Consider the following 12,182-nt stretch of genomic DNA (forward strand, 5'->3'; position numbering starts at 1 on the left):
CCGCGTCGCCTGGAACGGCTACGGCGTCTACAACCTCACCAAGTTCGGCGTGAACGGCTTCACCGAGTCCCTGCGCCAGGAAGTCACCCAGCGGCACGTGCGGGTGAGCGTTCTCGAGCCGGGCGCCGTCGACACCGAACTCGGCTCGCACAACAACGACACCATCCACACGGAGATCCTCGAGCCGTTCAACGAGCAGCACGAGCGACTTGACGCGGCTGACATCGCCGACGGGATCGCCTACATCGTGACCCGGCCCCGGCACGCCTCGATCGCCGAACTCTGGGTCATGCCCACCGACCAGGCCTGACGGCCGCCACAAACAAGGAGTATCCAATGAAGCACGTATCCCTGGGTGGACTCGATGTCTCTCGCATCGGTCTGGGAGCCATGACCATGGCAGGCACCTACACGACGGGCGGGGGGCTCGATGACTCCGAGTCGATCCGCACCATCCACCGGGCACTGGACCTCGGTGTCACCCACATCGACACCGCCGAGATCTACGGCCCCTTCCACAGCGAGGAAATCGTCGGCAAGGCCATCAAGGGCCGCCGCGACGACGTCGTGGTGGCAACGAAGTTCGGTCTCGTCTCCCACTCCGGTGGCGGCCCCGGCGTCGTCGACAGCAGCGCCAACAACGTGAAGGCCGCTGTTGAAGGCTCGCTCAAGAGGCTCGGCACCGACCACATCGACCTCTACTACCAGCACCGGGTCGACCGGAACACACCCATCGAAGAGACCGTCGGCGCGCTGGCCGAACTGGTCGCCGAGGGCAAGGTGCGCCACATCGGCCTGTCCGAGGCCGGCCCCGAGACGATCCGCCGGGCACACGCCGTGCATCCGGTGGCCGCGCTGCAGACCGAATACTCCCTGTGGACCCGCGACGTCGAGGCCGAAATCCTGCCGCTGCTGCGTGAGCTCGGCATCGGGTTCGTTCCCTACTCGCCGCTCGGGCACGGCCTTCTCACCGGGCAGATCCGCACCGTCGACGACTTCGCCGACGACGACTGGCGCAAGACCAACCCGCGCTTCACCGGCGAGAACTTCCAGCGCAACCTGCGCATCGTCGACGAAGTCCAGGCCATCGGCGCCGAGATCGGAGCCACCCCGGCCCAGACCGCGCTGGCATGGCTACTGACCCGCGGCGACGACATCGCCCCGATCCCCGGAACCCGGCGGGTCACGCGCGTCGAAGAGAACACCGCTGCCGACGGCTTCGAACTCAGCGCCGCTCAGCTCGACCGCCTGAACAACCTCACGCCGGCCTCGGGCGAGCGCCATGACGAGGCGAACATGGCCAGCATCGACAGCTGACCGCAGGCGCCGCACGCTCTTGAAGGACGAGGAGATGGAATACACCCGCCTGGGGCTTTCGGGCCTCAGCATCAGTCGCATCGCGCTGGGCACCATGGGTTTCGGCGACGGATCCCGGGAGAAGTGGGCCCTCGGCTACGACGGTGCCGCACCCTTCTTCCAACAGGCACTCGATCTCGGGATCACCTTCTGGGACACCGCCAACATCTACAGTTTCGGTGCCTCGGAGGAGATCGTCGGCCGGGCGATCAAACAGTTCGCGCGGCGCGAGGACATCGTGCTGGCGACCAAGGTCCACCAGCACATGCATGACGGCCGCGGAGGTTCCGGGCTGTCCCGCAAGGCGATCATGGAGCAGGTCGACGCGTCGCTCACCCGTCTCGGTATCGACTACATCGACCTGTATCAGGTCCACCGTTTCGACCCGGATACCCCGGTCGAAGAGACGATGGAGGCGCTGCACGACGTAGTCAAGGTCGGCAAGGCCCGCTACCTCGGCGCATCCAGCATGTACGCGTGGCAGTTCGCCAAGATGCAGTTCGTCGCCCAGCTGAACGGGTGGACAAGGTTCGTCTCCATGCAAAACCAGTACAACCTGGTGCAGCGCGGGGAAGAGCAGGAGATGTTCCCTCTGCTGGCCGATCAGGGTGTCGGCAGCCTTCCGTGGAGCCCTCTTGCCGCAGGCGTCGTCGCACGGCCGTGGGGCGCGACCGACACCAAACGTGGCAGGGACAACCCGAGCACCGACTTCGACGGGCGCCCGCTGTGGCAGGACAGCGACAGGCCGACCATCGACGCGGTGGAACGCATCGCGAATGACCGGGGCGTGTCGATGGCCACGATCGCGCTGGCTTGGGTGCTCAGGAACCCCGTGGTCGACGCCCCGATCGTGGGTGCGACCAAGGACCATCACTTGCCCGCCGCTGTGGCGGCGCTCGACATCACCCTCACCGACGACGAGGTCACCGCGCTCGAGGAGCACTACGTACTGCGCGAACCCACCTACTTCTAGTCGGCCCGAAGAACAAACCCGCACCCCTGAGAGAAGAACCATCATGAGCTCCTGGAGCCAGACACAGCTCCGTGCGATCGCTGAGAACGCGGATCTCTTCGTTTCCCCGTTCCGCGAAGACGGCACTACCTACGGCACCCCGACCCAGACCTGGGCACTCGTCGTCGACGGAGACGTCTACGTGCGTGCCGCCAACGGACAGCAGTCGAAGTGGTACCAGGCGGCCATCCGCCAGAAAGCCGGTCGCGTACGCGTCGCCGGTAAGCACTACGAGGTCACCTTCGAACCCGCCGGCAGCGACGTCGACTCCGCTGTCGACGCCGCCTACGAGGAAAAGTATCCGGGCAGCTCCGCGGTGCCGATCATGCAGGGTGACGGACCGAAGTCAACGACGGTCCGCATCTCTCCTCGCTGAACCCATCCCTGCTCCCGACCACATGGCGACGCCCGACGACAAGTTGTCGGGCGTCGCCATGTCCGCAAGGACAGCCACCGGGGGTCACAATCTCGCATTCTCCACAGGGTGGTATGCCCATGGCCGGGGAGGTAATTCGCCGACAGGGCGGCTAGCGGCCCCCTTCTCTAGATCTATAGGAGAAGAAGCATGACCACCATCGTCATCGTCGGAGCGGGAGGCGGCCTCGGAGCGGCCGTCGCCCGGCAGTTCGGCCACGGCGGCTTCGATGTCGCGCTGGTCTCCCGCAACCAGGACCGGCTCGACGCGCTGGTGGCCGACCTGACCGCCGAGGGGGTGACCGCACGCGGATTCGCCGCCGACGTGCGCGATCGGGCTGCCCTGGAAGCAGCCCTCGACGCGGCGACCGCCACCCTGGGCCCGATCGAAGTGCTGCAGTACAGCCCGGTCCCACAAAAGGAGTTCATGCGGGCGGTGCTGGAGGCCACTCCCGCCGATCTGGCGGGCCCGATCGAGTTCTCGCTCTACGGACCGGTCACCGCGGTGCGCCAAGTGCTGCCCGGCATGCGGTCCCTCGGCCGCGGCACCCTCCTCTTCGTCAACGGAGGCAGCGCCGTACGCCCCCACCCCGAACGTGCCGGCACATCGGTCGCCTTCGCCGCCGAAAGCGCCTACGCCCGGATGCTCCACGACACGCTCGCCGACGACAACGTCCACGTCGGGCAGCTCATCATCCCGGGCGCGATTGTGCCCGGTGATCCGAATACGGATCCCGCCGTCCTGGCCCGCAGGCTGTGGGACATGCACGGCGAGCGGAGGGGATTCCGTCACTACGCAGGCGACTTGGACTCCTGACCACCAGATGGGTACAGGCCGTCGAACTGGCCCCGCCGACACGTACACGAGGCAGCATCTCCATGCACTCCACTGATCGCCCGACCTGGGCCTCGCTCGAGCAGCCCCGCTTCCGGAGCCGCAGAACCGTCCTCTTCGGCACCGGTGCCGCCTTCCTCGGCGGGCTCGGCTTCGCGGCTGCTCAGTCGGATGACGGCATCCCGCGCAGCTTCCCCGAGCCCCGGCGCTCAAGCGAGGATCGCGGGCAATCCCGCGAGTACGGCAGGACGGACCATCCCGGCGCCGAGTGGATCGCCGCCTCGGACGCCAACTACCGCGTCGCCGACCGGCCTTCCGACTACACGATTGACCGGGTCGTCGTGCACGTCACCCAGTCCACTCACCCCGTCGCCCTGAAGGTGTTCCAGGACCCCGGACACCGCGCCGCAACGCACTACGTGGTTCGTGCCCGCGACGGCCATCTCACCCAGATGGTCAGCGAGTTGGACGTGGCCTTCCACGCAGGCAACCGCAAGTGGAACGAGCGCAGCATCGGAATCGAGCACGAGGGGTTCGTGGACCAACCGGACCGCTGGTTCACCGACACCGCCTACCGCGCCTCCGCGAAACTGTGCGCCGGCATCTGCGCGCGCCACGGCCTCCCCGTCGACCGTGAACACATCGTCGGCCACAACGAGGTCCCCGGCACCGACCACACGGACCCCGGCCCGCACTGGGACTGGGACCGCTACATGCGCCTGATACGGGTCTCGGCCTGACGCTCCGCTGTACCCGCACCACCGCCGGCGAGGACTCGTCGCTCTGGTCACCAGCGCCGAGCTGTGACCGGCGAGTCAATACCCGTACACACGCGAGGAGTTCTGTGAGCACCCCACCCTCCACCCCCGCCAAGCCCGTGGTGGTCCTGCGTCCCGGGCCGCAGCGCACGGACCGCATCTTCACCCCCGCCGCCCTGGAGTCGCTCCGCGACCGCTTCACCGTGGTGGACCTGGACAACGACCCCTCCGAAGAAGCACTTGAGGAGGTGCTGCCCGACGCCTTCGCGATCGTCGGACAGCCCGACCTTCCGGCCGGGCGGCTTGCCCGCGCGGGCAGGTTGCGGGCTCTGCTGAACGTCGAGGGCAATTTCTTCCCCAACGTCGACTACGCGATCTGTTTCGAGCGCGGTATCCATGTGCTGGGCTGCGGACCCGCCTACGCACAGGCCGTCGCCGAGTACTCCCTCGGACTCGCGCTCGACCTCGCCCGGGGCATCAGCCGCGAGGACCGCGCCTTCCGCGCCGGACAGGAGCGGTACGTCTCTGACGGCAACGTGGACGCCGTACTGCTGCAAGGCTCCGACGTGGGCCTGGTCGGCTTCGGCAACCTCGGCCGCAGCCTCAACCGGCTCCTGGCCCCCTTCCGGCCCACCATCAGGGTGTACGACCCCTGGTTGCCGCCCGGCGTCCTGCACGAACACGGTGTGCTTCCCGCGTCGCTGGACGAAACCCTCTTCCGCAGCCGCTTCGTGTTCGTGCTGGCCACCGTCACGGACGACAGCCGCCACCTGATCGGAGAACGCGAACTCGAACTGCTGCCCGACGGCGCCCGCCTCGTCCTGGTCAGCCGCGCACCGGTCGTCGACTACCCGGCGCTGCTGACCCACGTCGCGCGCGGACGCCTGCTCGCGGGCATCGACGTATGGCCGGACGAACCGGTCGCCGCCGACGACCCGGCCCGCGACCTCGACGGTCTCGTGCTCTCCGCACACCGCGCGGGCGGCATCCCGGAAGCCTTCCAGGCCATCGGCGACATGGTCCTCGACGACCTGACCCTCCTCGCACAGGGGCTCCCTCCCGTCCGTATGCAGGCCGCCGCCCGTGAACTGGTCGGCCGCTACCGCAACCGCCCCGTGACGTGAAGGGACCACCCATGACCGCACAGCCCCACTCGTCCGCATTGCTCGACACCCCTGCGAGGGCCTGCTCTTCGACAACGACGGTGTCCTGGTCGACTCCGACCACGGTGTCGACCAGGCCTGGAGCCAGTGGGCCCGCGACCGGGACCTGCCGCCGGAACAGGTGACCGCCATGGTGCACGGCCGCCGTTCGGCCGACACCGTCGCTCTACTGGTCACCGACCCGGAGGAGCGACCGGCTGCGCTCGCCGCGATCGACCGCCTGGAGGTGGAGGCCGCGGCCTCCACCACAGCGCTCCCCGGCGCCCTCGACTTCCTCGCGGGCCTGCCGGAGTCACCGTCCTGGCCCGCGCCACCCGTGCTAATCACCGCGGACGACGTCAGCCACGGCAAACCGGCGCCCGACGGCTACCGTACAGCGGCGGAGAAGCTGGGCTTCGCCCTGGCACGAACCGTTGTCTTCGAGGACAGCACCGCCGGGGCGAAGGCCGGAGCCGCGGCGGGCGCAACCGTCATCGGAGTCGGGCAGCGCGGACTTGCCACCGACGCCACCATGGTCGTCCGCGATCTGCGCGGCCTGACTTGGCACGACGGCGTACTCAGCCTCGCCGCCGCGGACCTGCTGCGGTTCTGACCACGCCCTACGCCTCCGGTCCGGTGTTCGCACCGCACGGCCACAGTCAGCCGACGACGACGATCGGCTTGATGACGGTCTGGTCGCGGCTGCGCATCAGTTCGAGGCTCTCCCCGACGTTGTCCCAGCCGTGCAGCACATGAGTCGCCAGCGGCTGGGTATCGAGCTTGCCGTTCGCGATCAGCACCAGGAGACGCTCCATGTAGTCCCGGCCCTGGTTGGCCTGGGCTGCGGTGAGGAACTTCTCCATCACACCGTAGTTCCAGACCTCCATCGGGATCGTCACCGTCTCGTCGTCGAAGAAGCCCGAGACCACCGACACGTGGCCGCCGAACTTCGTGAGCCTCATGGCCGTGCCGATCTGGTCACTCGCACTGCCGCCGCTGGCGACCAGCACACTGTCGACCTGCGCACCACCGGTCAGCGTCATGATCTGCTCGTAGACGTCACCCTTCTTGTAGTCGACGAGGTCGGTCGCCCCGTACTGCGTCGCGAGGGTCATCGTGTTCGGGCGCGAGCCGACGGCGATGATGCGGCCGGCCCCGCGAAGCGCCGCCGCGGCCACTCCCATCAGTCCCACGGGTCCGACACCCAGTACGACGACGACCTCACCGAACTGGATCTCCATCCGCTCCACCCCGGTGAAACCGGTGGCGGCCATGTCGTCGACGGAAACGGCCTGGACATCGGTGACTCCATCGGGAATGTGCGCCAGGTTGGAGTCGGCGTCGAAGCACTTCACCAGCTCGGAGAACCAACCGCCGTTGGTCGGGTCGTCGGAGAAGTAGGGGCTCTTGCTCTGGTGGAACTTGCCCTCGCCGCGCTGTGCCCTGGGATGCCTCCAGTCCGCCAGCCCCGCGGGAAGGACGACGCGGTCCCCGGGTGCGAAGTCTTCGACCAGGTCGCCGACCTGTTCGACGACTCCGACGGCCTCGTGACCGATGACCTTGCCCAGCGCGTTCGGGAGCGAGAGCGAGTCGATGAGGTGCACGTCCGTTGTGCAGGTTGCCACTGCGGTCGGGCGGACCAGAGCGTCGTACGGCCCGATCTCCGGGACCGGGACCTCCTGCCAGTCGGCGCGGCCCTTCTCTTGGATGACGTAACCCTTCATAGGGCTCTTCCCTTCATGTCGTCCGGCATCTGGCGTGGGGCTCACCGGTACGGCGACGCTGTAGAAGCGCTGCCGGGGGTGGTCAAGCGGGGTTCGGGGTGGGGTGGCCGGCGAACAGGCCAGGGGTGTCGTGGGCGATGACGTTCTCCTGGGCCGGGACTTTGCCGAGGCGGTAGCTGTTGTCCGAGGACGCGCGGTCTTCGTGCCCGAACGAGATACCGAAGAACAGCTTGAGGTCGTCGGGAACGTTCAGAACATCGCGGACGGTGTCGGCGTACAGGCCCAGCACCGTCTGAGGGATTCCTCCCAGGCCACGGGAGGCGAGGGAGAGCAGGAAGGTCTGCGCGTACATGCCGATGTCGCCGCCCACGCGCACGCCGTCACCGAAGACGGGAGCGAAAAGCATGGCCACGTGGGGAGCTCCGTAGAACTCGAGGTTACGGCGATCCGCCACGCGGCGCGCCTCACGGTCCGACCGGGCGATCCCCAGGGCGTCGTTGCGGGTCTGCGCCTGGTGCCGGGAGCGCTGCGCGTACTCGCCGAAGTACTCCTCCTGGTCGAAGGTGAAGTCACCGAACGCCTCTCCCCCGGCTTCGGCCCGCAGCAGTTCTTTACTCAGCAGATCCCGCTGCCGGCCCGAGACGATGTGGATCTGCCATGGCTGGGTGTTGCAGTTGGAGGGGGCCAACCTTGCGTCCTCCAGCACGCTGCGGATCTGTGCAGGGGACAGCGGATCCTGCAGGAACGCGCGAACGGAATGACGGGCCCGGACGGCCTCGGCGAAGGAAAGGGTGTCGCCAGACACAGTGCTCCTCTTGCGGACGGGACGGTGGCGCGTCGATGCCCCTGCATGGGTGTGACGGACGCGCGCGACGGTGCGGGCCCTGGCTGACACTCGGTCTCTGCACTCCCGCGATGCCTTTCACACGGCTGCTGCGGGCGGGAATTCGAGGATTAGTCGCCCCCGCAAGCCGCCCTTCTCCAACAGCCGATGAGCCTCGGGAGCCTGGTCGGCGGGCAGAGTCGCCGCGACTCGGAGGGTGAGCTCACCCGATTCCACCTGTTCGCGCAGCCGGGTGATGGCCACGGTGTCGGTGATGCGTGAGCGGACGTTGACGGGATGCACGACGATGCCGCGGCCGGGATCGTCGTCCCAGAAACGGACGACCGCGATCTGGCCGTTGTCTCGGATCGCGGGCGCGATCCGGTCGTGCAGCATGGCGCCGTCCGCGACGGCGTCCACTCCACCGGGTACAACGTCCAGCACGCGCGGTGCGATGTCGTCGCCGCGAGTGATGAAGGTGTCGGCCCCGCGGGAACGCAGCCACTCCTCGTCGTGCTCCGACGCCACCGCGACGACACGCAGGTCCTTCGCGGCAGCAAGCTGGACGACGTAGCCGCCGACGGCGCCGCCGGCTCCGGTGACGGCCAGCGTCGAACCGGGCGCGAGTGCAAGGGAGTCCAGGATGCTCCGGGCGGTCAGTGCGTTCATGAGGAACGAGGCTGCTTCCGGGAACGTCGTGCCGACGGGCTGACGCGTGACCGACGGGGCCGGCAGGACGACGTACTCGCTGTAGCCGCCGTGACGCCCGTGGTTGTCGACGATGCCGATCACGGGCTCGCCCTCGGACAGTCCGTATTCGGCCCTGACGTCGTCTGCGACCTCGTCGAGCGTGCCCGCCACGTCCATGCCGGGAATGAAGGGAGGTTCAAAATCGCGGTACCACTCGGCGAGGGAACCGTCGCGGAGCATGACGTCGGCCGGGTTCACCCCGGCGGCACGCACCCGCACCCGCACCTCGCCGGGACCGGCGTGCGGTTGAGGCAGCTCGACGGCGTGCAACACTTCCGGGCCGCCATAAGTGTGGAGACCGATCGCTTTCATGGATGAGGACTGCCTTGTGCTCATGAAGGGGTGTTCCTTCCGTGGGTCCAGCCGGCCGGCTCACACGGCGCCGCTCGGCGGGCAGGGAGCGTGAGGACCGTCTCGCGGTGTTGGTGGTACAGCCACCGCCTGTGCGGTAGGACGGTTCCCCGCGCATCCTCCGCAGCGTGAGGCCTTCCTCCCTCAACGCTTGCTGTGCCGTCGGACGGCGTAGCTGTACTGCTCGGGCCAGCGGGGCTCAGCGTCGAGTTCGAGTGCGGCGTGCTGGGGCCAGTAGGGGTTGCGCAGCAGTTCACGGCCGAGCAGGACGGCATCGGCCTGTCCGGCGGCGACGATGTCCTCGGCCTGGGCGGGCTCCAGGATCAGGCCGACGGCGCCGGTGGGGATCCCGGTCGCGGCACGAGCCCGGGCGGCGAAGGGCACCTGATAGCCGGGCGCGATGGGGATCGTGGCGTCGGGGACCATGCCGCCGCTGGACACGTCCAGCAGGTCGACGCCGTGCGCGGCCAGTTCCTTGGCGAGGTGGACGGTGTCATCGCCCGTCCAGCCCTCGCGCTCGTCCTCCGGATTCTCGGTCAGCCAGTCCGTGGCCGACGTGCGGAAGAAGACCGGCAGGTCGTCGGGCCATACCTCGCGTACGGCGTCGACCACCTGGAGGGGAAAGCGCAGACGGTTCTCGAAGCTGCCGCCATAGGAGTCGGTGCGGTGGTTGGAGGCCGGGGAGAGGAACGAGTTGATCAGGAAGCCGTGGGCGCCGTGCAATTCGACCACCTCGAAACCCGCGGCCAGCGCACGCTTCGCCGACTCGGCGAACTCCCGCACCAGCTGCTGGATCTCGTCCACCGTGAGCTCGTGCGGCACGGACCGCCCGGCGAACGGCGCCGGGCTGGGGGCGACCGCCCGCCAGCCGCCCTCGGCCTCGGGAATGTACCGGCCGGTGAGCCAGGGCTTGTCGACGGATGCCTTGCGGCCGGCATGGCAGAGCTGGATGGCCGGGACCGACCCGTGGGAGCGGATGGCTGCGGTGATGCGCGCGAATGCTTGCTGCTGGCGGTCGTTCCACAACCCCAGGTCCCAGGGGGTGATACGCCCGTCGGGCCGTATCCCTGTGGCCTCGGCCATCACCAGCCCGGCGCCGCCGGCGGCCCGGCTGGCCAGGTGGGTGAGGTGGAAGTCGGTCGGCACTCCGGTCTCCGGCCCGTCCGAGGCGGCGGAGTACATGCACATCGGGGACGTCCAGATGCGGTTGGGGATCTCAAGTGACCGCAGGGTCAAGGCGGTGAACAGGGCACTCACGGATGGTTCCTCATCGATTGGGGATGTACTGGCCCAGTGGCGGGCAACGGCTTGGCGGGTACGGGGTTGTTGCGTACGGTCCGGCCGCCGCGCGCGTGGGGCGCCGGAGGTGTCACAGAACGCGACGGTGCTCCACAACACGGCCTCGGCCGTGGCTTTGTGCAGGACAGTCCAGGTGGTTGTGCCACGCCGACGGTGATGGTGGCTGCGCCCGCACTCCCTCGGCAGTCGCAGGGCCGACCCCACTGGTCAGGTCATATGGCGGCGTCGGATGCGGACCGCTGCTGGTTCGTGGCCCAGGAGGCGAGGATGCGCAGCCCGTCGTGGGAAGGGGTGCCAGGTTCGGCGGTCAGCACGATGAGTACCTGTTCGGCGTCGATGCTGGCGGTGAGGGTGTCCCAGTCGAGGGTGAGCTCGCCGGCCACAGGGTGATGGAAGGCTTTTGTGCCCATCGTCCGGGCGGCAACGTGGTGGCCGCCCCACCAACGCCGGAAGTGCGGGTCCTGCACCGACAACTCACCGACGAGGGCGGCCAGCCGGGGGTCGTCGGGATACTTGGCAGCCTGCATCCGCAGCTGCGCCACGGTGGAGTGAGCAACCTCCTCCCAGTCCGCGTACAGCGTCCTCATCGCGGGATCGGTGAAAAGAATCCGCGTGTGGTTTCTTTTCTTCTCCGGAATTTCCGCGTAGTCACTCATCAGGGCAGCGGCCAGGGAATTCCAGGCGAGGATGTCCGTACGGCGGCCCAGAACAATAGCCGGGGTGTCGATCAGGTTGTCCAGGAGGCGCTGCAGCGTCGGCTGTACCTTCTGCACGGCACGGCGGCGAGGCCGGGCCTGGTCCTTCCCGGCGAGTTCGAAGAGGTAGTCCCGTTGGTCGTCGTCCAGACGGAGTACCTGCGCCAGAGCGGACAGCACCGGCCCCGATGCCTGGATGCGCCCCTGCTCAAGGCGGGTGTAGTACTCGGTGCTGATGGCGGCGAGCTGAGCGACTTCCTCACGGCGCAGTCCCTCGACCCGCCTCAGGCCGCCCGTGTCGGGCAGGCCCACAGCGCGGGGGCTCAGTTCGGCCCGGCGGGTCTTGAGGAACTCGCCCAGCTCGTTGAGATGCGCGTTGCGAGTCATACCGGCCAGTGTGACACCGAATGGACGAACATTGGGGGGTAGGGATTTATACCTGGAACCTTTCCTCCGGGTAAGGAATTCTCCCCTTTGCGGGGCGCGTGAAGGTGCGAAAGTCAATGAGGTGGCCGGGAGAAACCGACCGAGGTGTCGGCGACCCCGTAGCACCTGATCGACCCCGCCGATGGCCGGGATGCCTGGCCTCACTGGCGACGCCAGACATCTCATCACCGCACTACACCGGGTGCCGGATACGGCATCTGAAAGGAACCCCCTCATGAGCAAGGTCATTCTCGTCACCGGCGCCGGACGCGGTCTCGGCACCGACATCGCCCGCGAGGCCCTCGCCGCCGGCCACCAGGTCGTCGCCACCGGACGGCGCCCCGAAGAGGTCGAGAAGACTCTCGGCGGACCGCAGGACAACCTGCTGGTCACCAAGCTCGACGTCACCAGCCTCGACGACGCGCAGGCCGCCGTCCAGGCAGCCGTCGACCGCTTCGGCCGCATCGACGTCCTCATCAACAACGCCGGCAACTTCTTCGCCGGATACTTCGAGGAGATCACGCCCGACCAGATGCGCCAGCAGATCGAGACCAACCTCTTCGGGCCCATGAACGTCACCCGTTCCGTCCTGCCCGT

At 68.1% G+C, this 12,182-nt stretch carries 14 protein-coding genes; 9 read left to right on the forward strand and 5 right to left on the reverse strand.

From position 1 onward, the window contains the following. From IG08_RS0152340 to IG08_RS0152375, 8 genes are all read left to right on the forward strand, one after another. The coding region (locus tag IG08_RS0152340; protein WP_030621743.1) for an SDR family NAD(P)-dependent oxidoreductase at window positions 1-310 on the forward strand (310 nt) is incomplete at its 5' end. Between the two features lie 26 nt (window positions 311-336). Next, complete coding sequence (locus IG08_RS0152345; RefSeq protein WP_030621745.1) at window positions 337-1,317, forward strand: aldo/keto reductase; 981 nt, start codon at window positions 337-339, stop codon at window positions 1,315-1,317. 34 nt (window positions 1,318-1,351) lie between these two features. Continuing rightward, window positions 1,352-2,329 (forward strand): aldo/keto reductase, encoded by a 978-nt coding sequence (locus IG08_RS0152350; RefSeq protein ID WP_030621747.1) that lies wholly within the window; start codon window positions 1,352-1,354, stop codon window positions 2,327-2,329. A 43-nt stretch (window positions 2,330-2,372) separates the two neighbouring features. Next, window positions 2,373-2,744, forward strand: a complete 372-nt coding sequence (locus tag IG08_RS0152355) for a DUF2255 family protein (protein ID WP_030621749.1) — start codon at window positions 2,373-2,375, stop codon at window positions 2,742-2,744. Window positions 2,745-2,933: 189 nt separating this feature from the next. Next, window positions 2,934-3,599: an SDR family NAD(P)-dependent oxidoreductase gene (locus IG08_RS0152360; RefSeq protein ID WP_030621751.1), complete on the forward strand. Its 666-nt coding sequence runs from the start codon at window positions 2,934-2,936 to the stop codon at window positions 3,597-3,599. A gap of 62 nt (window positions 3,600-3,661) precedes the next feature. Continuing rightward, window positions 3,662-4,357: an N-acetylmuramoyl-L-alanine amidase gene (locus IG08_RS0152365; RefSeq protein WP_030621753.1), complete on the forward strand. Its 696-nt coding sequence runs from the start codon at window positions 3,662-3,664 to the stop codon at window positions 4,355-4,357. A 104-nt stretch (window positions 4,358-4,461) separates the two neighbouring features. Next, the gene (locus tag IG08_RS0152370) at window positions 4,462-5,499 is read left to right on the forward strand and encodes a hydroxyacid dehydrogenase (protein WP_030621755.1); all 1,038 of its coding nucleotides are present in this window, start codon (window positions 4,462-4,464) and stop codon (window positions 5,497-5,499) included. A gap of 169 nt (window positions 5,500-5,668) precedes the next feature. Further along, window positions 5,669-6,130 (forward strand): HAD-IA family hydrolase, encoded by a 462-nt coding sequence (locus tag IG08_RS0152375; RefSeq protein ID WP_052425340.1) that lies wholly within the window; start codon window positions 5,669-5,671, stop codon window positions 6,128-6,130. 46 nt (window positions 6,131-6,176) lie between these two features. Here IG08_RS0152375 and IG08_RS0152380 read toward each other — a convergent pair whose 3' ends face one another. From IG08_RS0152380 to IG08_RS0152400, 5 genes are all read right to left on the reverse strand, one after another. Continuing rightward, window positions 6,177-7,241: a zinc-binding dehydrogenase gene (locus IG08_RS0152380; protein ID WP_030621758.1), complete on the reverse strand. Its 1,065-nt coding sequence runs from the start codon at window positions 7,239-7,241 to the stop codon at window positions 6,177-6,179. 82 nt (window positions 7,242-7,323) lie between these two features. Continuing rightward, entirely contained in the window at window positions 7,324-8,046 is a 723-nt protein-coding gene (locus IG08_RS0152385) for a nitroreductase (protein ID WP_030621760.1), read from the reverse strand. A gap of 117 nt (window positions 8,047-8,163) precedes the next feature. Further along, window positions 8,164-9,150 (reverse strand): NADP-dependent oxidoreductase, encoded by a 987-nt coding sequence (locus IG08_RS0152390; RefSeq protein ID WP_234343234.1) that lies wholly within the window; start codon window positions 9,148-9,150, stop codon window positions 8,164-8,166. A gap of 159 nt (window positions 9,151-9,309) precedes the next feature. After that, window positions 9,310-10,422 (reverse strand): NADH:flavin oxidoreductase/NADH oxidase, encoded by a 1,113-nt coding sequence (locus IG08_RS0152395; RefSeq protein ID WP_030621764.1) that lies wholly within the window; start codon window positions 10,420-10,422, stop codon window positions 9,310-9,312. A gap of 254 nt (window positions 10,423-10,676) precedes the next feature. After that, window positions 10,677-11,546: a helix-turn-helix domain-containing protein gene (locus IG08_RS0152400; RefSeq protein WP_030621766.1), complete on the reverse strand. Its 870-nt coding sequence runs from the start codon at window positions 11,544-11,546 to the stop codon at window positions 10,677-10,679. A gap of 274 nt (window positions 11,547-11,820) precedes the next feature. Between IG08_RS0152400 and IG08_RS0152405 the strand changes: the two genes are divergently transcribed. Then, window positions 11,821-12,182: SDR family NAD(P)-dependent oxidoreductase (locus tag IG08_RS0152405; protein WP_030621767.1), on the forward strand; the 362-nt coding region annotated here is incomplete at its 3' end.

Origin of the sequence: Streptomyces fulvoviolaceus, from assembly GCF_000718165.1 — a bacterium.
Taxonomy (GTDB): domain Bacteria; phylum Actinomycetota; class Actinomycetes; order Streptomycetales; family Streptomycetaceae; genus Streptomyces; species Streptomyces fulvoviolaceus.

Coding starts and splice junctions, on each gene's coding strand:
- IG08_RS0152345 (WP_030621745.1), top strand. CDS start 337: ATGAAGCACGTATCCCTGGGTGGACTCGATGTCTCTCGCATCGGTCTG.
- IG08_RS0152350 (WP_030621747.1), top strand. CDS start 1,352: ATGGAATACACCCGCCTGGGGCTTTCGGGCCTCAGCATCAGTCGCATC.
- IG08_RS0152355 (WP_030621749.1), top strand. CDS start 2,373: ATGAGCTCCTGGAGCCAGACACAGCTCCGTGCGATCGCTGAGAACGCG.
- IG08_RS0152360 (WP_030621751.1), top strand. CDS start 2,934: ATGACCACCATCGTCATCGTCGGAGCGGGAGGCGGCCTCGGAGCGGCC.
- IG08_RS0152365 (WP_030621753.1), top strand. CDS start 3,662: ATGCACTCCACTGATCGCCCGACCTGGGCCTCGCTCGAGCAGCCCCGC.
- IG08_RS0152375 (WP_052425340.1), top strand. CDS start 5,669: ATGGTGCACGGCCGCCGTTCGGCCGACACCGTCGCTCTACTGGTCACC.
- IG08_RS0152380 (WP_030621758.1), bottom strand. CDS start 7,241: ATGAAGGGTTACGTCATCCAAGAGAAGGGCCGCGCCGACTGGCAGGAG.
- IG08_RS0152390 (WP_234343234.1), bottom strand. CDS start 9,150: ATGAGCACAAGGCAGTCCTCATCCATGAAAGCGATCGGTCTCCACACT.
- IG08_RS0152400 (WP_030621766.1), bottom strand. CDS start 11,546: ATGACTCGCAACGCGCATCTCAACGAGCTGGGCGAGTTCCTCAAGACC.